Source organism: Moritella sp. 28 (assembly GCF_018219435.1).
Lineage (GTDB): Bacteria > Pseudomonadota > Gammaproteobacteria > Enterobacterales > Moritellaceae > Moritella.
This window is the reverse complement of record NZ_CP056121.1, coordinates 3,511,059-3,532,796: the sequence shown is the minus strand read 5'-3', so window position 1 is coordinate 3,532,796 and position 21,738 is coordinate 3,511,059. Positions and strand designations below refer to the sequence as shown.

The 21,738-nt window shown below is 38.8% G+C and carries 15 protein-coding genes; 3 read left to right on the top strand and 12 right to left on the bottom strand.

Annotated features, from left to right (window positions below; translation table 11 throughout):
* Position 1 precedes the first annotated feature (1 nt).
* Genes HWV02_RS15565 through HWV02_RS15545 form a run of 5 tightly spaced genes read right to left on the bottom strand, consistent with a single transcriptional unit; the run spans position 2 to position 4,464 of the window.
* Positions 2 to 856 (bottom strand): siderophore-interacting protein, encoded by an 855-nt coding sequence (locus tag HWV02_RS15565; protein WP_211676677.1) that lies wholly within the window; start codon positions 854 to 856, stop codon positions 2 to 4.
* Positions 857 to 878: 22 nt separating this feature from the next.
* The gene (locus HWV02_RS15560) at positions 879 to 1,640 is read right to left on the bottom strand and encodes an ABC transporter ATP-binding protein (protein ID WP_211688607.1); all 762 of its coding nucleotides are present in this window, start codon (positions 1,638 to 1,640) and stop codon (positions 879 to 881) included.
* Positions 1,641 to 1,664: 24 nt separating this feature from the next.
* Complete coding sequence (locus HWV02_RS15555) at positions 1,665 to 2,618, bottom strand: iron chelate uptake ABC transporter family permease subunit (RefSeq protein ID WP_211676675.1); 954 nt, start codon at positions 2,616 to 2,618, stop codon at positions 1,665 to 1,667.
* Complete coding sequence (gene vctD / locus HWV02_RS15550; RefSeq protein WP_211676674.1) at positions 2,611 to 3,546, bottom strand: ABC transporter permease; 936 nt, start codon at positions 3,544 to 3,546, stop codon at positions 2,611 to 2,613. Before vctD ends, HWV02_RS15555 begins: the two co-directional genes overlap by 8 nt.
* Positions 3,547 to 3,558: 12 nt before the next feature.
* On the bottom strand, positions 3,559 to 4,464 hold the full coding sequence (locus HWV02_RS15545; protein ID WP_211676673.1) for a siderophore ABC transporter substrate-binding protein: 906 nt from the start codon (positions 4,462 to 4,464) through the stop codon (positions 3,559 to 3,561).
* Positions 4,465 to 4,739: 275 nt separating this feature from the next.
* Here HWV02_RS15545 and HWV02_RS15540 point away from each other — a divergent pair, with 275 nt between their 5' ends.
* Positions 4,740 to 5,078 carry a DOPA 4,5-dioxygenase family protein gene (locus HWV02_RS15540; protein ID WP_211676672.1) on the top strand — a complete coding sequence of 113 codons (339 nt, stop codon included), beginning with the start codon at positions 4,740 to 4,742 and terminating at the stop codon, positions 5,076 to 5,078.
* 132 nt (positions 5,079 to 5,210) lie between these two features.
* Here the strand turns inward: HWV02_RS15540 and HWV02_RS15535 are convergent, their stop codons facing one another.
* From HWV02_RS15535 to HWV02_RS15520, 4 genes are all read right to left on the bottom strand, one after another.
* The gene (locus HWV02_RS15535) at positions 5,211 to 5,783 is read right to left on the bottom strand and encodes a hypothetical protein (RefSeq protein ID WP_211676671.1); all 573 of its coding nucleotides are present in this window, start codon (positions 5,781 to 5,783) and stop codon (positions 5,211 to 5,213) included.
* Between the two features lie 177 nt (positions 5,784 to 5,960).
* Positions 5,961 to 6,497: a hypothetical protein gene (locus tag HWV02_RS15530; protein WP_067044657.1), complete on the bottom strand. Its 537-nt coding sequence runs from the start codon at positions 6,495 to 6,497 to the stop codon at positions 5,961 to 5,963.
* 218 nt (positions 6,498 to 6,715) lie between these two features.
* Positions 6,716 to 7,321, bottom strand: a complete 606-nt coding sequence (locus HWV02_RS15525) for a LysE family translocator (RefSeq protein WP_211688605.1) — start codon at positions 7,319 to 7,321, stop codon at positions 6,716 to 6,718.
* Positions 7,322 to 7,367: 46 nt separating this feature from the next.
* Entirely contained in the window at positions 7,368 to 8,219 is an 852-nt protein-coding gene (locus HWV02_RS15520) for an AraC family transcriptional regulator (protein WP_211676669.1), read from the bottom strand.
* A 265-nt stretch (positions 8,220 to 8,484) separates the two neighbouring features.
* Here HWV02_RS15520 and HWV02_RS15515 point away from each other — a divergent pair, with 265 nt between their 5' ends.
* Positions 8,485 to 12,096: a hypothetical protein gene (locus HWV02_RS15515; protein WP_211688604.1), complete on the top strand. Its 3,612-nt coding sequence runs from the start codon at positions 8,485 to 8,487 to the stop codon at positions 12,094 to 12,096.
* 179 nt (positions 12,097 to 12,275) lie between these two features.
* Here HWV02_RS15515 and HWV02_RS15510 read toward each other — a convergent pair whose 3' ends face one another.
* Positions 12,276 to 13,445: an FAD-dependent monooxygenase gene (locus HWV02_RS15510; RefSeq protein WP_211688602.1), complete on the bottom strand. Its 1,170-nt coding sequence runs from the start codon at positions 13,443 to 13,445 to the stop codon at positions 12,276 to 12,278.
* 177 nt (positions 13,446 to 13,622) lie between these two features.
* On the opposite strand from HWV02_RS15510, the gene HWV02_RS15505 reads away from it, so the two are divergent.
* Positions 13,623 to 14,528 carry a LysR family transcriptional regulator gene (locus tag HWV02_RS15505; RefSeq protein WP_211688600.1) on the top strand — a complete coding sequence of 302 codons (906 nt, stop codon included), beginning with the start codon at positions 13,623 to 13,625 and terminating at the stop codon, positions 14,526 to 14,528.
* A 190-nt stretch (positions 14,529 to 14,718) separates the two neighbouring features.
* On the opposite strand, the gene HWV02_RS15500 is transcribed toward HWV02_RS15505, so the two are convergent.
* Entirely contained in the window at positions 14,719 to 17,772 is a 3,054-nt protein-coding gene (locus tag HWV02_RS15500) for an Ig-like domain-containing protein (protein WP_211688598.1), read from the bottom strand.
* A 520-nt stretch (positions 17,773 to 18,292) separates the two neighbouring features.
* The gene (locus tag HWV02_RS15495) at positions 18,293 to 21,298 is read right to left on the bottom strand and encodes an Ig-like domain-containing protein (RefSeq protein ID WP_211688596.1); all 3,006 of its coding nucleotides are present in this window, start codon (positions 21,296 to 21,298) and stop codon (positions 18,293 to 18,295) included.
* Positions 21,299 to 21,738 lie beyond the last annotated feature (440 nt).

The following is a 21,738-nucleotide window of genomic DNA, read 5'->3' as shown; positions in this document are numbered from 1 at the left end:
ACTATGACTGTACACGTTCTTTAGCTAAAGAGTCTTCAGCCTCGTTGTCATCACGTTTGGCAATTTTATGGCCATCTTCAGTGCAACCTGTTTTCCAATAACTACTGATATAAATATTATCTTTATCGACGGATTTGTCATTTCTAAAGTACACACGTAGCGCACGCATATCTGAAAACTCACAAGCGCACCAAACCGACACCTCACCTTGCTGCCACGTTAACGCTTTCACTTGAGCCAGTAAGTTTGTCTTAGCTTTATTGGCGACAACCCAAATAACGTTGATACCCTCGGGTTTGACTAAGGTTTGCTTGTCATCTTGATGGTTAATTTCGATAACCGCATAACCACTGGCTGTTGTTGGTAGCTTAGTGAGTTGTGCAGACAAGGCTGGGAGACCTGTCATGTCTGCGACTAAGAAGTACCAATCGGTATCAACATTGACTGGTTTAATCATCCCTGGTCCAGCTATTGAGATCATATCACCGATATTCACAGACTGTGACCACGCTGCGGCAAAGCCACCAATGCTGCTGTTACAATCCTTGTTATTATTGGCACTGTTATTATCACTCATGTTTAAGTGTTCATGATGCACAAAATCAACATCTAATTGATTGAGGGCTTGACGTAAATGACGGATGGTATAAGTGCGCATTTTTGGACGTTCATCTGTCGCTAGTTGTGAAATGTCAGTGTTACCTTGCTCGGTAAAAAGTAGCTTAATGTAGCCACCTGCTGCATCAGAGGGGAAGTCAGACAGGTCGTCAGCCTGAAAGCTAATGCGCTGCATGTTAGATGTTAATTGCTGGCTGTCTATTACGGTTAATACTCTGGTGCTTGGTTTTTTACTCATTTTTATATCCTTAATAATTCGGTTATTGCCCGTAGTACATACAAATACGCTTACCGTTGATTTCGTGAATATCAAAATCAGTGTCGTAAATCGCTGACAATGTTTTTTGGTTAATGATCTCTGCGACTGACCCGTTCGCGACAACTTTGCCTTGCTTAAGTGCCACGATATTGTCTGAATAACAAGATGCGAAGTTGATATCATGGATCACAATAACAACTGCTTTACCTAATTCATGAGCCAAGGTTTTGATGTTTTTCATGATCTGTAATGAATGTTTGATGTCGAGATTGTTCAATGGTTCATCCAAAAATACATAATCGGTATCTTGAGCCACGACCATCGCGATAAAGGCGAGTTGACGTTGACCACCACTGAGCTGATCAAGGTACTTGTTTTCGATTAGTGTTAAATCTAAATAGCCAATCGCTTTATCAATCACGTCATTGTCGTTACTTGTTAGCTTGCCCTGACTATAAGGGTAGCGCCCAAAAGCCACTAGTTCTCGGACTGTAAAGCGCATATTGAGATTGTTAGACTGGCGTAATACTGCGAGCTTTTTCGCCAGTGCTTTAGTATCCCAATCTAATATGTCTTGATTGTCGATAATGACACTACCACTGTCTTTATTTAATAAGCGACTTGCCATCGACAATACGGTACTTTTCCCCGCGCCGTTCGGGCCAATGATTGCCGTGACTTCACCTTTAATGAAAGAGGCGGAAGCTTGATCGACAACTTTGTGTTGGCCAAAGGCTTTAGATAAATGAGTTAATGAAATCACGTTTTATGTGTCCTACTTACTTTATTAAATTTTTTGTCGAATAAGCAATGATAAAAAGTACACACCACCAACGAAATTGATCACCACACTGAGCGTGGTTGAAAAGCTAAAGACGTTTTCGACAATCCATTGTCCCGATAACAATATCGACATCGCCATTAAACTGCTGGCAATAAGCAGCGTATGATGGCGGTAGGTATGGAAGAATTCTTTAGTTAAATTTGCCACGAGCAAGCCAAAGAACATCACGGGACCGACTAAGGCGGTGGATAACGAGATCATGATTGCCACCAGTATTAACACTTGCTTGGTGACTCGACGAGTATCAACGCCTAAGCTAATTGCATTGTCATTGTCTAGCCAAAATACATCTAACACAGGGGCTAATTTGAATAGCAAAGCACTGACCGCAAACAATGGCACAACACATAAATAAACCAGTTCTTGGTTCACATTGTTAAAACTTGCAAACATGCTTGATTGAATCGTTAAGAAGTCATTGGGATCAACCAACATCATGAAAAATGATGAAACATTGCTAAACAGCTGGCCGAAGATAACCCCGAGCAGCAATAACGTGATGACGTTGCCCTCGCCATTATTGTTGCGAAAATAAAAGCCAAACAGTAATAACGAAAACCCCACCATGATTGCGACTGATAAGGCAAAGTTAACAAAGGGGTTTAATAGCAATACACTAAAACCACCAAAGATAACCACAACCAGAACTTGGGTGAGTAAATATAAGGCATCAAAACCCATAATACTTGGGGTCAAAATACGATTATGGGTAATGGTTTGAAACACCAGTGATGACTGAGCGATGGCAATACTGGCGATGATCATGGCGAATACTTTCGGCACGCGTCGTGATAAAAAGTATTCATAATTCGAGGCATCTAAACCAACACCGATGAATAAAAAGGTAAAGACAAGGGTGATAACAGCCAGTCCGGCTAGCTTCATTGAATCAGACATTTTGCTTCCCCTTTACAATAAAGAAGATAAATACTACGCCACCAAGCATGCTGATGATCATCGAAATTGGGATCTCGTAAGGGAAGATGATCACGCGACCTATCACATCACAAAGTAAAATTAAAATCGCGCCGATAATAGCCGTCAGTGGAATATTTTTACGTAAATTATCACCGTAGAATTGCGCCACTAAATTCGGGACGATCAGACCTAAGAAAGGCAGTTGACCGACAATCATGACCACCGAGGCTGACATCACAGACACAAGTAGAATACCGATGAAGAGTACGTGTTTGTAATTCAAACCAATATTGGTGGCGAAGTCTTTACCCATGCCAACCGCAGATAAACGGGTTGCATACCAATAGCTAATAATGGAGATAGGTAGGGCGATATAAAGCAGTTCATAATTACCCTGCAGGATGCTGGCAAAGTTAGCCACCGTCCAGGCTGACAGGTTTTGCACTGCATCATATTTATAGGCGATAAAGGTAGCAGCAGAAGACACCACATTACCAAATATGATACCGATTAATGGCACATAGATGGCATTCTTAAATTGAATGCGATGGATAAACTGAATAAACAGCAATGTACCGGCGATCGCCATGCCAAAAATAAGCAGTAAGCTGTCACCGTGGCCGAGAAAGACTAAACTTAATACATAGCCGAGCATGGCACATTCAATGGTTCCAGATGTCGATGGTGACGCAAATCGGTTCTGACTGATTTGCTGCATGATAAGCCCGGCAATACTCAGCCCTGCCCCCGAGAGTAAGATAGCGAGTAAGCGGGGGAGGCGACTGATTAACAATAATTCAATGGCATCAGTATCGCCTGCTAAAATGGCCGCTAACGATAAGTCTGCCACGCCAATAAATACCGATGCAATGCTGAGTAATACCAGCACAAAGAGTAACTTTTTCAAGGTAAACCTCAATTACAGTGCGCGTGATTTCTGCATATCTTGGATCATTTTATCGGTTGCAGTGACACCTGAAAGGGCTATGTACCAGGCGTTAATATCAAGGTAATTTAGGTTGTTATTTTTATAAGCCGTGGTTGATTTAACTAAGGGATTAGCAAATTCTTCACGGGTACGGCTTTTGTCTTTATTAATCAGTTTGTCTTTGTCGATAATGAACAGGTTAGCTGGATTGACGTTGCTGATGAACTCATACGAGATCAAATCGCCATGACGAGACTCTTTAATGTTCGGCACGGCTTCTTGGAAACCAAAATCACGGTAAATAGCAGAGAAACGAGACTGTGCACCAAACGTAGTGATATTACCGCCTGCACTCATTACCGTTAATGCTTTAACGTGGTTGGCTTTGTTGTAGTTGGCAATTTCGGAGATCTGAGAGTCAACACTGGCGATCTTTGCTTCTACTTTAGGTTGGATTTCAAAGATGTCTGCGAGCATACGCCATTGTTTCTGGGTGCTTTGCCAATAGCCGTTTGATTCAGGTGCAAACATCACTGTAGGGGCAATTTTGGATAGTTCTTTGTAAGATTCGGCAGCGCGAGAACCAATAATAATTACGTCTGGTTTTTGCATGTAGATAGTTTCAAAATCAGGTTCGTTTAAGCTACCTGACGACGCGAACTCTTTCGCTTTATATTTCAATAAATAATCTGGCATCGTTGTCGCTTTACTCAATGCAACCGGCTTAATACCAAAATAGTCTAGGGCGTCTAGTGTACCCGTGCCTATCACGACAACACGTTCAGGTTTAGTGTCTAATGTTGTTTTACCGAGTTGATGAGAGACTGTGATCGTTTCAGATAAAGCATTAGCAGAGAATAATAAACCAAATAAAGTAGCTACAACAGTTCGTTTCATATTAATGGAGATCCAAATGATAATTGTTCGTATTCGCTATCTTATACTAAGATAAACATCGATGACCAGTAAATTAAAGGTAAATAATGTAAAGCAGTGATAGAGTGTAAGGTACTGTAAATAAACGTTATTTGGTGAGTTGATGTGCTGTGTTTTGTTGCGTTATTTATGTCGAATGTGAAGAAAGTAAAGGTCGTATTCAGCAATACAGTAATTGTGTTATGTTGAATCTTTTTTTATAAGCCAATGTTATAGCTCTATTTTATGAGGTGTTTATGGATATGCCCGTTAATGGTCATGACAATTATCATGCACATTTTTATTTTGATGAATCATCACGAGTACACGCACAAGCATTACGAACAAGCATCAATGAAGAATTGGGTTTATATGTCGGTAATTTCAATACCAAACCAGTAGGACCGCATCCACAGTGGAGTTTTCAAGCCTCTTTCACTGCAGACGATTTTGATGTATTTGTACCTTGGTGTATTGAACATAGGCAAGGGGTATCAGTATTGTTACATGCAGTAACAGGCGATGACTTGCTCGACCACACCGAATATGTGCAATGGTTAGGCGATCCGATTACACTCGATTTATCTCGTTTTTAAAAATTATTTAAGGTGTGAGGGTTACTTACCTAACGCATTAATGGAGATGACTGCGTTAGGTTCATATTTAGTCTAACCTTTCGGATAAATATCACTATCGTAAAAAACTGAAATATACGTGCATAATTGATATCACGTATAATCCGCTACAATCTCACAGGTTTTAATGAAATCAGTTAATCTTTCTTGAGCTACCTGTATAGAAGGTTCCACCATATCGGTAGTAATATGAAGGTCACCAAAAAATATTTTGTCGTCTTTTACGATCATCCAAAAAGCAAATGTTTCATTCACAGTCGAATCATCAAAAGTGGCATCTATTATATACCCACTACCAGAAAGTGTTGAAATAGATACTGGAAAAGACTCTCTAAGATGCGTAGTGTAAAACATTTTATCTTCAAGCCGATTTATATAATTACGGAGTGCTATTGTTATAATGGCTTTAGAGTCAGTTAAATTATTCATCCCCTTTAGGAGATACAAATTTTCTTTTTTGTGTAATTCATACGCAGCCAAATGCCAATAATTATTATCATCATCCATAAATGATGCGCTTGTTTTCTTGATATCCGGAGCATTAGCCACCGTAATTTCTACGTTCGGTACGTGGAATTGATCTACTTTACACTCTAATTTACTATTCGCGAGTGCGCTTTCACAAAAGATTAATAAGATCAGTGCAATATATTTAAGATTTTCCATCCAATTTATCCTGAAGTTTGATTATTTTAAAATTTAAATAAAAAGCTTGAACGTTAGCAAATATAAACACAGCATAGAAAAGATATATTTTGTGTTCTGGAGTAGCAGAATTAAATAGCCATATCCCACCAATTACATTTATTAGGTAAATTACGATTGCAAAGAGTCTATTCATGATTAATATAAAGAAGAGGTGTTCAATGTTGTTCGGTTTGTTAACTCAGTATTGACCTTACTAAGTTCAGAGCTATTAAATATCACTGCTCCCCAAATGATTAGAGTAACCCAACCTCCCTTGGATAATTTTTTATTTTTCCAAACTTCTTGTAGTACACTTTTAGTACCTGCTGCTGATGCTGTTACACCTAACCCACTTGCATATGTATTAATTATTTCGTGAATTTTTTTATCAGCTAATAATTCTTCATTCGTCATTGACCACATCCCCCATTGAGGGTTGGTTTTTGTATCTAAAACCTTATCAACAAGCTTTCCAGTTAGCGGGCGACTATCAAGGCCTCGTATTAATTTCCACGCTTCCATTTGCTGAATTCGGTTTAAATGTCGGTACATAATAGTTGCAGTCATAGCTTCAACTTCTTGCTGTCCACCACTGGCCACAAATGAGTAAGGGATATTAATTATTTTAGCTAAATACCTAAGTTGCTCTTTTGGGGACTTCGGCAGGTTGTAAGGAAGTACAGTATGTTCCATTTCTAAATGTCCTTTTTGTCGTTTGAAGATATACAGCTTGTAAGTGTCTTACAGTCTCCAATTATAACAACAACGCAACGGTGTTACGTACTATAAAAGTACTAAATACATGGTCGTAACAGTGGGTTAGTCCTGCTCTGGAAAGTGTATCTTTAAGCCATTTTGAATCGCGCTCCAGTTTACTCGACGCTTTCAAGCTTAAGCGCATAGGTTATTTATCACAGTGTAAACATAGCCGACAGCACAGATAGCAAAAGTAAGACCGCAAGTATTTTGTTGATGATATCGTTTTGCTTTGTGCTGCTTAATATTTTTCTTGTTAATTGTCCGAGTAATGTCCAGAAAACAAGCGTATTGCAAGCAACGAAGAAGAATATTATTGTTAAGGTTAGATTGTGGTTGAAGCTGTGAGAGTCAGTACTATTGAATAAGCTGCTGACGGTCATGGCCATAAACCATGTTTTAGGGTTAATGAATTGCAAGCCTGCACCTTGAATCCAACTCGGCCTCGTAAAGGCATCGCTTTCATCTGCTGTTGCTATAGCGGGTGTCCAATACAGTTTCCAAGATAACCAGATTAACCATATACAGCCTATCCATGCCATTATTTGTTGTAGTAGGGGGTAGGTAATAAGTATGTTGGCGATACCTTGCGTAGTAAATAAGAGAATTAACGACGCAGCACTTGCAGCACTAATGATAAAAGCGAAAGCAGAATTAATGCCGTATCGATGGCCAAGGGTTAACGCGATAAGGTTTGTTGGACCTGGAGTGATAGAGATAACAACAGCAAATAACAAAAAGTTTAAATATAAAGTAGTCATAACAAGATACCATTAAATTGACGATGTAATGAGTATCTCGGTATTGTCAGCGATAGTCTGGATGATTTGTGCAGAGCTGCTGATAATTTGCAGGTGTTAATTTATAGACTCGGCGAAACCAACGACCTAGATGGCTTTGATCGGCAAAGCATAGCTCGCTAGCAACATCGATAGGCTGATAGCCCTGAGAGAGTAATTGGCGCGCTTTTACCAAACGAAGCTGAATCAAATAAGCATGAGGGGAAAGGCCAAAGGCAGCTTTAAATGCTCGGTTTATTCTAAACCGATCTGCATCAACCGCACGAGACAAGGCATCTAAGCCTATATCGGTATAAATATTGGCATGTAAGAAATCTTGTGTTTTAAGCGCAATAACATCAACTTCAACAGATTTAGACTGTTTTTTTCTCCAGTCTAAATTGATGGTTAGCTTTTCTAACATCTGGTCTAAGCACGCATCTTTCACTATCTTCGGGTCTTGATGGTGTAACGATAAAAATGCAGATGAAATACTGGCTGACAGTGCTTTGTTATTCGATAGCGTGGTATCAAAGTTAAGCTCAAAACTACTTGGTATATTATCAAACAGGGTCAAAAACTTGTCCTTTATCCAATCTTGTGGGATGTAGAGCATTCGATAAGTAAAGCCACCATACTCAGGTGCTTTGCCATCGTGTATTTCCCCTGGTTCAAGCAGAAAGCTACCACCAGATAAAGATGTGTGGGTATTACGTCTGCAGTTAAACTGTTGAACTCCCTGTTCAGTGATACCGACTAAATAACTGTCATGCCAATGCGGATCATATGCATGACCGTTAAAATGCGCTCTGATTGTTTCAATCCCAGTCTCATCATCTTTACTCAATTCAAGCCAATCCTTAGATGCTAGCTCAGCCATTTAATACTTCCTTGTAAACACAAATACACACTTTACTTAGTTAAATATAATATGAGACTTTAATCTAGAATATTTGTGCGTTTTTAATAAGTTATTTATTGAAGGGTTATGTGGCTAACATATTACGAGAATCAATAAAAACAGTACGGTAAAGTAATGAAAAGGTTGTGTAAAGGTGTTTTCATGTAGCACTCGTGTAACACTTAGGTTGTAGGTTTGTACCGTATTCAATACGGAAGCTTATGATTTAACTTTACATGGAGTTATGATGAATTTAAAACATTTATTAGTATTACCTGCTGTTCTTTTTTGTTCGTATCCTGCCACATCGTCATCTTTTTTTACACCAGAAACAAATTTTGAATATCTAGATATAAAAAAAGCAACCTCGTATGTAACAGGTAAAAGCTTTCTTTATAGCGTCATGGAGGAGACTGGGGAGATCGGATTACTTACCTATGATGACCTTTTGACGATAGATGTATCGGTAAAAGATATTGATTACCAAGAACTCACTATCCTTGAATGCGGTTCAAGTAACAGTTTCACCCCTAGAGAGCGGGTTGTTAATTATGAAAATACCTTTGGTGTGACAGGTTATGATGTTCTCGACTCTCCTTGTAAAATTGCTATCAATAAGGAAACTAAATGGATAGATGCAACCAGTTTAGGTCAATCATTATGGTACTCAAAAAATATTAAGGGGGATTTACAATGTTATTCGATTGACGGTAAACAGTGTGTCAGCTTACCTGATTACTCAAAGTACAAAAAGATTGATGATAATGTAACGCTACGTAGTTTGGAAAATAATGCAGCTAAATTGGCTACCTATTTTGAAGATGTTGATGAAGTTACATTACATATGAGGGATGGAGCATGGACGGGAAATATCTCTTTGCCTAAGAGTTCTCAAGGGAAAAGTATCGTCATTGATGTTACATCGACATATTCAGTTAATGTACATATCCCCAACAGCCAGATGAAAACAATAAGGTCTAATGAGATACGGAGTTGGGTATACCTAGGTCAAACTTGGCTTGAAGAAGGAACTAACATTAATGATTATCCCGAAATTATACAAATAGCAAAGCCATTAGTCTGTACGAGTCAAGATCAGATTAATTTTAATGATGGCACTGAAGGTAATTGGTGTAAAGAATTACTCAATACAGAACATGCAGAAACAAAGCGAACATTACAGTCCATGATTGATACCAAAGAAACACATATGGATCGCTTATTCAGTCAGATGTTGGACCATGACCTGTTAAAGGTAGATATAGATAATGATTACCCTAACCGCATATTAGCGCTAGAGAATAAAAAGAATGAATTAAAAAAAACACGGGATTTGGTATGTGCTACTGGATGGTGGAATATTCCAGCTTTAATAGCATGTGGGATACTTACTGGGCAATATAATGATGCATATAATGTATGGGAAAACCTTAAGAATGAGCGAGACGCTAAGCTTAATGAAGTGAGCGTACAAGTTGACATAGGCCGTGCTATGGATTATCACAAATTACATACGGATTGGGCGACTGCAGATGCAACCCATTTTTCAGCTTTATTAAAGGAAGAAAGTAGTGCATTAGCCGATCTAAAGTTGCTTAAAGAGGCATACCATCAGAAAGCAGAGGATGCACATAAGGCATACTTGGATGCTGTTGATAAATATATGGCTGATACTAAGCCTGGAAATATTCTTCTGAATTCACTGGAAGACATGCCTTTAGTTGGCCGAGAAGTACAGCATATTGTTGATTATGCAGATAATCCATCAGGTACTAATTTAAGGCGTATGCTATTAGGCTTGGCTGGACCAGTTGGTGAGGCTGTTGAAGGTGTTGTCGAGATAGAGACGGGAGACACTGAACTAAACCCTAGTGTGATGACGTTTTTAACTGATGTATTGTCCGATTTAAATGACGATCATAGTATTGGTGAAGCTTTGCAAGATATCGTTTCTGATGTGATTAATGATTTTGGTTCTGACGCGATTGAAGCCATTCGTCAGGCTGGAATGTGGCGAGATAATCCAGGGCAAGAAAATTTTATTAAAGTGAACTATGAAAACATTATCGATTTACGTTCACAGCTTGATCCTATTAATTATGATTTCTGGCAAGGATCAAGTGTTGAAGAAATTAATGTGCAGAATAATCTAACGCCTGAAAATGCTAACTTTAAACAATATATCTCAGATCCGCTTAGTTATAATCCGAGCTCTCTTATTGACATTGAATATGCGAGTGGTGGCAGTAAATTTGAAAATCGACTGTCATCTTTGTTCGCGCACTCTTTTGGTAAAAACTATACCGATGTTATTAAATTAAACGCCAAGTATGCAGACTGGACGTCAGCAAAGATTAATAATGAGTTGTATAAGTTTTTCTCGGACCCCGCTTATATTGAACAAAGAACACCTTATTGGGGAGATTCTCGCACAATGGGTCAACGTCCAGCAGGTACCATTTATAATAATGAGCATGCATTTATCGTACTTAATAGTGATTTTGTTACAAGGGGGAGTGCTGATTTCTATAAGTTTTATTTTGAAGAACTTGGTCATATGGGCAACTATTGGCGTTGTAAAATATTTGATATTGCAGTAAACAAATGTCAATCGACAGGTGATGTGGGGGCTCGCTTTAGAGATGCTGTCTTATTGGACGAGTCACTTCATACTATTCCTTTCGCTAATTTGTTAAATGAATTACCTAAACATACAGACGTTGATATGGAAACATTACACTTTTCAGATGGTAGTGTCGCGACGCTGGAAGGGTGGCCAAGTTATTATACTATTAATGATCATATCGCAGGTTTCGGTAAATTTTCTTGGCTGATGCGATTAGGGCTTGACGTTGCTAGCGAAGACTTACCGGGGGTCAGTGATGAATTTGATATTGAGGTTGTCATCTCAGCTCCGAAAGGGGCAATGAAAGGTGACCCATGGAAAAAATCAGCGAATGGCTATTGTAAAACGGATGCAGAGACCGATTGTAATATGCCAACAATGTGGGTTTCGGTGGCATTTCGCGATGCGATTAAATACTCTATTGCTAAATTACCGAAAGTTAAAAATACCAAGTTAGCAAAAGCGGGGGCGGACCTTTCGCCACGCATGGTGCGTAAGCATAGTGGTAAACTTCCTTTTCAGTTAACTTCAGTGAAGGGGACGGATTGGAAGTATATGAACGATTATAATATTTATGCAAAAAAATTCACTGTCGCCGCTGAAGTTAAACTTGATTTTTTTAAGATGGGGACGGAAATTACTAAAGGAACACCAAGTAGGATTCATAAGCCTGAACTGTCATTAAAATCAACCCCGCTTTCTGGTAGTTATCTTGTTGAAATTGCAACTAAAGATAAAAAAGACTTTGCGGGGTGGCTATCTGCAGATATTGCATCCTCTGTCATTGGCTGTGCTGGGGGATTCATTGCTGGGGTTATATCAGATAGCGATCCCGTGGTTATGTGCCATGCTGCGTCTGATGTGCTTGAAGGTGTGGAAACTGCTTTTCAGGCTTTAGACCATAAGCCTACAATGATTGTGGAGGCTGATGGTAATATTACCTTACCAATATCATTGGAATACAAATATGCTAATACAGGAAGAGGACAGGTCCACGCTGATACAACAACTAATCCACATATTCCTGATGAGGGAATATCGGGTACAAGCATTGTTGAAAGTAATAAAATAACGAGTTTAAAAGAAAAAACCGGTAATGCGTTATCTAAACTATCTCGGGGTACAATCGCTGGTGTTGGTGTATTTAGATTCCGTATTGGGTTTGATTATGCGAAGGAAGTTGTCTCTAAAGGGGCATACGCTTTACCCGCGTCTATTGTTGGAGATTAATTAATATTGTTACGTAATTATCCCACCATACCAGCAAGTATAAACATTTTGGTTTGGTGGGAGATATGAACGAGGGCGAAAGTAAGCAATGCCTTCTGATTCGGTAATGAAAGGTATGCGTTATAACGACTTCAAAATTAGCAAGCTGATACCGTTAAGCTCCGAAATTTACGACAGTGCTAAACGTTGATAGGTAAACCGTTAGTCCAGAGTTTAGCTATACCAATAACAGTGCTTTTATGATCCATATTTTTACTCGCTAAATTCCGCTGTTTACAAAACGCTTGGCCTTGGTTAAAAATAGATGAGGCAACTTGGCGACCACCCATTGTAATTTTTGACGTTTTAGCCGCTCTTAACTTGGTAAACTGCTTAAATACCTTAGGTATATCATTCACATTTTCTTTTAAACAATGAACAAAGTGCCATGCATCTTCCAGCGCCTGACAAGCTCCTTGACCAGAAGTAGGTAAGGCGGAGTGCGCTGCATCACCGAGTAATACCAGATTATTTTTATGCCAAATTTTTATTGGGTTATGATCATGAACATAAATTTTATTAATTCGGGATAAAGGTGTTTTATTGATGATCTTCATAATAGGATCAGGCCAATTAGCAAACAGTGAACAGAGTTCGGATTTATACAAGTCAGGGTTTACCTTGTTTATATTTTTAGATACGACACATCCAGCCCAATAAGCTTTTGTTTTTGATACAGGCACTATTCCGAAACGCTCTCCAACGCCCCAGTAATCTGAAACCGAAAGATCAGTGAAAACCTCATCTTTACACTCAAATACACCAATCCAATTAATAACACCCTGATAAACAGGATCGTTATTACCATTTACATATTTTCTCGCAAATGAATTCATACGGCCATCAGCGCCAATAATGATATCTGGTTCGATATTTTTACCATTGGTAAATTGCACATAAACTTTGTTGTTATCGTTATTTGAAAGTGAAGTTACATCATGTTGGTAATGTATATTGATATCCAGTTCAAGAGCCCGTTGAGTCAATATAGCCATCAAATCTTTACGAAGAATAGAATAACTAGGATATGCCATTAATTGATTTAGTTGAGTGATGTCTAGTGAGCCTAACGGTTCGCCATGACTAGAAAAACGATGCATATAGTTGAGTGAACCTGCCACTTTAGCCACTTGGCTTAACACTCCAAGTTGGTCTAAAACAAATGAAGCATTCGGCCAGCATACAATACCGGCACCAATCTCGCTTGGTCGACTATGTCGTTCATAGACATCAACCTCAAAGCCTTCTAGTTTCAATGCAATGGCAGTACTTAATCCACCTATACCGCCGCCTAATATACCTATTTTCATAATGAGTCCTTATTCCTAATAATGTAGGTAAAACGTGCACTCCAGCTAATGTTGAGTCTTGTCAGTTATCTCTTTTTTAGCTGAATAGTGATTAATGACAAATAATATAATTCATATCATTTATGATTATTAGCTGGTATAAGTTGGACTTATTGATATCAGTAATGGGATGGTGTAATGGGTAATATTGATTTTATTTCACTCCGAATATTTTCTTTGGTGGCTGACAAAGGCAGTTTTATCGGCGCTGCAAAAGCATTACAAATGCCATCTTCAAACGTGAGTCGTACTATTTCACAATTAGAGGATAAGCTCCAAGTCCGCTTAATTGAACGCAGTACAAGACATATGAGGTTAACCGAGTCAGGTGCGCTACTTTATTCCCGGTCTGGTGCATTACTCGACGCCTTAGCGCAACTCGAATCTGACATCACATCCAATAAAACGCAACTTAAAGGCCCATTAAGGCTCTGTATTCCGAGTGAAATGGGTCCCAAATTATTGGGGGATTCTATTATTGATTTTTCATTAAAATATCCTGAAATCAGTATTAACTGTACGACGAACTTAGCCGGATTTGAGTCCTTAATTGAGGATATCGACATTGCAATTATTGTTACTAGGGGGGATCTACCAGACAGTGATTACATTGCACAAAAACTAGCTGAGTTTCCATGTTGCATTGTGGCTTCGCCCAAGGTTATTAAGCAATGGGGTAAACCAAGTAACATCAGTGATTTTAGTGCATTACCTTGCATAACAACAGCGACAGCACTGCAAGGAAAAGCGTGGCAATTTATTAAAGACAGTGGGGAGTTTCATCACATAAGCGTGTCTAGTAACTTTAAAGTGAACAGCGGAGAAATGGCTTTTAAGGCAGCCTTATCGGGGGTTGGCTTTGCTATCCTTTCTCGTCATGCTTGTGATGAACATATAAAAGATGGCAGTCTCATTGAGTTAAATTTTGCATCCAAGGCCGCACCGTTAAACCTATACGCAGTATACTCTCATCGAGTATTTTTTCCTGAAAAATTCCGGGTGTTTATTGAGTTCTTAAAAGCTGATTTAGCTCAATTTATATGACGCAACTTTGGATTTCCCCGTTACGCTTTACCAACTTAGCATCAGGTGAAGAAATTAGTTAGGATTGTGTGTTTACAACATTGATGATCTTATTAATTAAATTATAAGCATGAAAATAAAATGCCGCTCATTTTAATTGAGCGGCATTACATATATCAACTTTATCTATGCTGATGTTAATGGCGATGATTTAGTCTATTGAGACGCAGCTGACATACCCTAAGGTATCATTTGGGAGGTCTTTCTTGACAGAATCATCATTTTCTCTCAAATTAACCATGGTATTAGTATCAGTAGCGTTAGATAGATAATCTCTATCCGTTAGTTTGTCATCGAGTGAGAGCTTTTTCAATACTTGCAACTCATTAACCGATGCGAGTGTCCAATTATTGCGGTTTTTGTACCCTGCACTCGATAGATTTTTGCAATACTGCGCAGCAGAGTTATCTCTAGAGTGAACACCTTTAAATTGTGGGTAATTAGAATGACCTTTTTTATAATTATAAATATGCCCTAATCTTGAAAAATCATGCTTTCTTGCTCCATTAGTAAAACCCATTACAGGTAATGAGTCTTGTGAAGGTGGTAAGCTGTACAAAGTGTTACCGACATGTAAGAGGGCGGGTTTGTATTCCTCGTTCATAAGATTGATGTTGCCAGTAATTATCTTCCAAGTATCTTTAATATCACCTAATTGAGCTGAAACACTAGTTATAAAAGTCTCGTATTTCATAGTCGCAAGAGCAATACCATCTTGGTCAATTTCTATTGCGTCAGAGTCACTGCTCCATTCCACCTCTTTAGTTATATCCTTGTTTGTGCCGTCAGAGTATAAACCCGTTGCAATCACTTTCTGGTCAGTACCATTAATTATAGACTTTACAGTAAATTCAATGGAGATATTTTTTAACACTTTAGGGCCCACATTAATTCCCATCGAAAATTTTATTGATGGGTCAGTTTTATCACTTACTGTAACTTCGGTGCTGCCTTCTTTCATCGCTTTGATTTCACCAGCCGAAATGAAATCCACAATTGAGTTATCAACAGTGTTCCAATTAAACTTGTTTACATCTAGAAAAATTTCTTTGTCTAAACTATCTATACCAATGCCCGATAATTTATATGTTTGACCGAGAGGAATATCGTCTTGCACCTGATTTAGTTTAATCTTTTCTAATTTGGCATTACTAATTGTAAGGTTAGTGCTCTCTGTTAACGTACCTAATGTTGCGCGAATGGTTACTTGACCAGCATGTTTGGTCTTTAGCGTATTACCTGTAAAAAATGCTTTGTTTAGATTTTCACTATGCCACTCAACTCGATCAGTGACCTTGTGGTCCGTGTTGTCAGTGTATGTCGCAAAAGCTTGATATTGAACGGAGTACCCTGCAATAGTAGTCTCTTCTTTCGGAGTAATAAGCAAAGACAGAGCTTCAGCATCCGTGACCTTAACATTAAAATGTTTACTCTCTAAACCACCTAAGCTACACCAAACTTGGGTGATACCTGGTGACTTACCGACTAAAGATTGCTTATCAACCACAATGATGGATGGGTCCTGGCTATGCCAAGTAACGTTCGGTGTAACCGTATGAACAATACTCTTACCAGCATCATCATTATCGTATTCATAAGTCCCGTGAACATCGAGTGTAAGGTTTAAGCCACTCGCTATAGATAATGTAGGTTCCTGAACAACCATTAATTTGGTTAGCTTAGCCTTTGTTACCGTGATGGAAATCGGGTTACTAGATACTTGATTTTCCCATGCGGTAATTGTCGCGGTACCGGGCTGTTTTCCGGTGATGATTGTGTCAGAGAGGTTCACTCTCACAGTGTCACTGTCTGATATAAGCTTCACACTTTTTGTGATATCGCGGTTGGTACCATTAGTATATTGGCCTAGGACTGTATACTTTATTACCTGTTTTGGGACTATGCTCGTTGTATCTACTTTTAGAGATAGTGTTTTTAATTTTGCTTCTTCTACCGTAATGCTGATCCATTCACTTTGCACGCTACCTACTTGTGCTCTGACACGTACGGTACCGGGTGCATGTGCAGTGGCCTTTCCTTGAACAATGGCTAAAATATCAGAACTTTCTGAGGTGTCTTTGTTTTCTACAAACCAGTCGACTTCGCCTGTGAAGGGACGTTGTGTGCCATCGGTAAATTCACCAGTGATATGAATCTGGGTATTTAGACCTTTAATGATGGTATCATCTGCACTGATCACTAATGTTGTTAATTTTTCTGCGGTAACGACCACAGGAATAGATGGTGATTGTATAGATAAGTATTCAGCATGCACACGGGTGTTACCTTCTTTGATAGCAACTAGCTCGCCCTGTTTATTGAGATGAGCGATGCTTTCATCATCAATAACCAATGTCGCAGCGTTGCTCAGGTCCTTAAATTCTTTGTTACTATAAAACCCTTTGACTGTAAGTGTTTTAGTTAAACCTTTCGGTAAATTTATTTCATCAGATTTGACGTCGACTACAACTTCGAGCTCGCGTAGTTCTGCAGGTTTTACCACTAAGTCGATGCTTGAGCTTAAGCCACGATAAGATCCTGTTAGGGTTGCGCTACCTGCTTGCATTGCGACTACCTTACCTTCGCTAACTTCAATCCCAGCCGAAGTTATCCAAGTGACACCATCAGTGACTCTACTCACACTGTCATCGGATAATGTTGCGGTTAATGATATATCTTGTCTTTGACCTTGGAGCATCTCATGTTCTTTCAGGTCAATATTAATTGATAAAGGAACTGCATCTGTGATTTTTAGCCTTGTTTTTGGGCTGATCACATTGCCTTTTGAGGCTGTGATCATTACAACCCCGGGCTTAAGTCCTTCTACTTTACCACCCGTAATAACTGCCAGTGCTTCATTATCGACTTGCCAAGATACGTCATCAGTTATGACCTGTGTAGCCCCATCGCTATAATAACCAACGGCATCATATTTCTGGGTAAACCCAGCTGGGATCGTGGAGTCTGTACGGCCAAATGTCGTCGCTTGCTTGCGATGGATCTGAATTGATGTCAGTGTTTTTTTATCTGAAGGCTTTGGTGCTTCGCCAGTACTATCGCTACTGCTACTGCTACTGCTACTGCTACTGCTACTGCTACTGCTACTACCGCTGCTGCTACCATCGCCGCCACCGCCACCGCCACCACAAGCAGTTAATATACCTAATGTACAAAAGAGTAATAACCAAGACGTAAAACGTATCATTTTCTAACCTTTTTCGGAATAAAGTAATATATATAGAAATGTTAAATAACTGAGTCCGTCCTGGAAGTACTGCTTTTAGCAATCATTGTATGTAAGTTTTTAATCTATTTCTGTAAAGCAACATATTAAAAAATGTTTCGTATGTTGCGGTATGCCGACATTTTAATTTTTTGTTGGCACTAATTTGAGGGCGCATATTATCAATAAATGTTTATAATTCACGTTGATTTACGTATCTTTTCCTGTTGCTTACATATCTTTTCTCGATGCTTACGTATCTTTTCACTTTCTATTTATGCGATAAATATCAATTGTTTAAATTCATCTTGGATGGAATGTTTTTTGAGGGGATAAGGAGACTATTAGATTTATCATTGATTGTCGCGGTACTGTTACTTGATTAATGGGATGATCCAATTGCTTGGAGTAGGGGTTACATGACGAGATTACAAAATGAAAATGCCGCTCATTTTAATTGAGCGGCATTACATATATCAACTTTATCTATGCTGATGATGATTTAGTCTATTGAGACGCAGCTGACATACCCTTGGGTATCATATGGGAGATTCATCTTGACAGGATTATCATTTTTTCTATCTAAATCAACCATGGTATTAGTATCGGTAGCATTGGTGAAATAATCACTATCTATTAGTGTCTCATCGAATAATGACATCGTTCTTAACATTTTCAGTTCTTTAACCGACGCAAGTTTCCAATTATGGCGATCGTTGAACCTTGCATTCGATAGGCCTTCGCAAAACTGCGTAGCAGACCCATCGTTGGAGTTAAAGTGCTTAAATTGTGGATGCTGACCTTGCCCCTCATAAATGACATGATCGGGTCTTAGACGCACTCGATCCGCTTCGTTTAAGGTATTATAGTCCATCATACGCAATATTTCTTTTGAAGGTGTTAAGCTAAAGAGGACATTGCTACTATTTGTGATGAAACTTACGACATTTGGTTTTCTATAGATCACATTGATGTTGTTAACAGTGAATTTTTTAGTGGTGTCAATATCACCTAATTTAGCCGAAATATCCGTACTAGACGAGGCTGTATCGTCTTGCTGACGAGCAAGAGCAAGGCCATCTTGGTCAATTGTTATTACCTCAGAGCTACTGCTCCACTCTACTTTCTCACTAATGTCATTACTTGTGCCGTCGGTGTATATACCTGTTGCACTAAGCTTCATATCAGTACCATAAATTAGTCCGAAGGAAGTTGCATCAATAAGAATCTCTCTTAACGCCTTAGGACCTACTTGAATCGTCATAGAGAATGTTATTGATGAGTCACTTTTATCGGTCACTGTAACTTCGGTACTGCCTTCTGATATCGCTTTGATTTCACCAGGTAAAGCAGTGAAAGTCACAATCGAATTATCAGCACTGTGCCAATTAAAATTCTTTGCATTTAAAGCAATCGCTTTCCCTAAACTATCAGTACCAATGCCCGATAATTGATATTTTTGACCGAGAGCAAAACCGTCTTGCAATTCATCTAGTTTAATCGTTTTTAATTTGGCTTGACCAATCTTAAGGCTAGTGCTCTTTTTTAACTTACCGAATGTTGCGCTAATGATGACAAAACCAGAATCTTTGGCATGGAGCGTATTATCTATAAAAGATGCTCTTTCTATCTCTGAACTTGTCCATTCAACCTGGTTTGTCACATTTTTCTCTGAGTTGTCAGAGTATGTCGCAACAGCTTGGTATAGGACGGAATACCCTGCATTAGTAGTCGTGTTCTTCGGCGTTATATCCAAATCTGTTGGTATTGCAGCGGTAACCATCAGTTGGTGATGATCACTTTCTATACCATTTAAAGTACACCATATAGAGGTGATGCCTGGTGTCTTACCGACTAAAGATTGATTCTCAACCGAAATGATATTGTGATCCTGACTATGCCAGGTAACATTCTGTGTCACTTTATGATGATTTTCCGCACCAGTTATCTCATCATTATCCAATTCGTAAACCCCGTAAACCTCGGGTTTAAAGGTTTGGCCAGCAGGACCTTCGTTCAGATCTGTTAATAATAACTTTATTAGCTTAGCCTTTGTTACCGTTATGGTAATCGGTTCGCTTGATATGTCGCCTCTAGATGCGGTAATTGTTGTTGTGCCGGGGATTTTTCCGAGAATTGTTCCGTCAGTATGGTTAATCCTCACAGTGTGATTATCCCTCTCTGCAAGGACTAACGTATCATTTGTTAAATTTTTTCTGGTACCATTATCATATAGACCCATGACGGTATAACTTGTTGTCTGATTTGGGATAATATTAGGTGTCTCTACGGTGAGAAATAGTTTTTGTGCTTTTGCTTTTACTACAGAGATACGGACCGATTTACTTTGCACGTTACCTACTTTTGCTGAAACATATACGGTACCCGGTACAAGTGCAGAGGCCTTTCCTTGATCAAGGGCTAAAATATGAGATCCATCCAGTTGGTACATGTCTTTTACAAACCAGTCGACTTTGCCTGTGAAGGGGCGTTGTTCGCCATCGGTAAATTCACCAGTAATATGAAGCTGGGTATTTAGACCTTCAATAATCTTTGTTTCATCTGCAGTGATCACTAGTTTTGTTAATGTTTCCGCTGTAACGACAACAGGAATAGATGGTGATTGTATAGATAAGTATTCAGCATGAACACGGGTGTTACCTTCTTTGATAGCAACTAGCTCGCCCTGTTTATTGAGATGAGCGATGCTTTCATCATCAATAACTAATGTTACTTCGTCACTTAGATCCTTAGATTCGTCGTTGCTATAAATCCCTTTAACGGTAATTTTTTTCGTTAAGCCTTTCGGTAAATTTATTTCATTAGATTTGACTTCAATTTTGAGATTATCTAGTACCGCTGGTTTTACCACTAAGTCGATGCTTGAGCTTAAGCCACGATAAGCTCCTGTTAGGGTTGCGCTACCTGCTTGCATTGCGACTACCTTACCTTGGATAACCTCAATCCCAGCCGAAGTTATCCAAGTGACACCATCAGTGACTCTACTCACACTGTCATCGGATAATGTTGCGGTTAATGATATATCTTGTCTTTGACCTTGGAGCATCTCATGTTCTTTCAGGTCAATATTAATTGATAAAGGAACTGCATCTGTGATTTTTAGCCTTGTTTTTGGGCTGATCACATTGCCTTTTGAGGCTGTGATCATTACAAGCCCGGACTTAAGTCCTTCTACTTTACCATTTGTAATTACTGCAAGTGCTTCATTATCGACTTGCCAAGTTACGTCATCAGTTATGACCTGTGTAGCACCATCGCTATAATAACCAACGGCATCATATGACTGGGTAAGCCCTGCTGCAATATCGTGTTTAATGTTACCAAATGTTGTTGCTTGCTTGATATTGATCTGGATTGATGTCAGTGTTTTTTTATCTGAAGGCTTTGGTGCTTCACTGCTACCAGCGCTACTACCGCCCCCACCACCACAAGCGGTTAATATACCTAATGTACAAAAGAGTAATAACCAAGACGTAAAACGTATCATTTTCTAACCTTTTTCGGAATAAAGTAATATATAGAAATATTAAATAACTTAGTCCGTCCTGGAAGTAACGCTTACTGCTTTCTAATTACATATAAGTTTTTTAATCTATTTCTGCAAAGCAACATATTAAAAAATGTTTAGTATATTGCGGCTGTGCCGACATTTTAATTTTTTGCTGGCACTAATTTGAGGCGGGATTTTATCAAAAAATGTTTATAACTCACGTTTATTTACGTATCTTTTCCTGTTGATTACATATCTTTTCTCGATGCTTACGTATCTTTTCACTTTCTATTTATGCGATAAATATCAATTGTTTAAATTCATCTTGGATGGAATGTTTTTTGAGGGGATAAGGAGACTATTAGATTTATCATTGATTGTCGCGGTACTGTTACTTGATTAATGGGATGATCCAATTGCTTGGAGTAGGGGTTACA

Coding starts and splice junctions, on each gene's coding strand:
- HWV02_RS15565 (WP_211676677.1), bottom strand. CDS start 856: ATGAGTAAAAAACCAAGCACCAGAGTATTAACCGTAATAGACAGCCAG.
- HWV02_RS15555 (WP_211676675.1), bottom strand. CDS start 2,618: ATGTCTGATTCAATGAAGCTAGCCGGACTGGCTGTTATCACCCTTGTC.
- HWV02_RS15545 (WP_211676673.1), bottom strand. CDS start 4,464: ATGAAACGAACTGTTGTAGCTACTTTATTTGGTTTATTATTCTCTGCT.
- HWV02_RS15540 (WP_211676672.1), top strand. CDS start 4,740: ATGGATATGCCCGTTAATGGTCATGACAATTATCATGCACATTTTTAT.
- HWV02_RS15535 (WP_211676671.1), bottom strand. CDS start 5,783: ATGGAAAATCTTAAATATATTGCACTGATCTTATTAATCTTTTGTGAA.
- HWV02_RS15530 (WP_067044657.1), bottom strand. CDS start 6,497: ATGGAACATACTGTACTTCCTTACAACCTGCCGAAGTCCCCAAAAGAG.
- HWV02_RS15525 (WP_211688605.1), bottom strand. CDS start 7,321: ATGACTACTTTATATTTAAACTTTTTGTTATTTGCTGTTGTTATCTCT.
- HWV02_RS15520 (WP_211676669.1), bottom strand. CDS start 8,219: ATGGCTGAGCTAGCATCTAAGGATTGGCTTGAATTGAGTAAAGATGAT.
- HWV02_RS15515 (WP_211688604.1), top strand. CDS start 8,485: ATGATGAATTTAAAACATTTATTAGTATTACCTGCTGTTCTTTTTTGT.
- HWV02_RS15510 (WP_211688602.1), bottom strand. CDS start 13,445: ATGAAAATAGGTATATTAGGCGGCGGTATAGGTGGATTAAGTACTGCC.
- HWV02_RS15505 (WP_211688600.1), top strand. CDS start 13,623: ATGGGTAATATTGATTTTATTTCACTCCGAATATTTTCTTTGGTGGCT.
- HWV02_RS15500 (WP_211688598.1), bottom strand. CDS start 17,772: ATGATACGTTTTACGTCTTGGTTATTACTCTTTTGTACATTAGGTATA.
- HWV02_RS15495 (WP_211688596.1), bottom strand. CDS start 21,298: ATGATACGTTTTACGTCTTGGTTATTACTCTTTTGTACATTAGGTATA.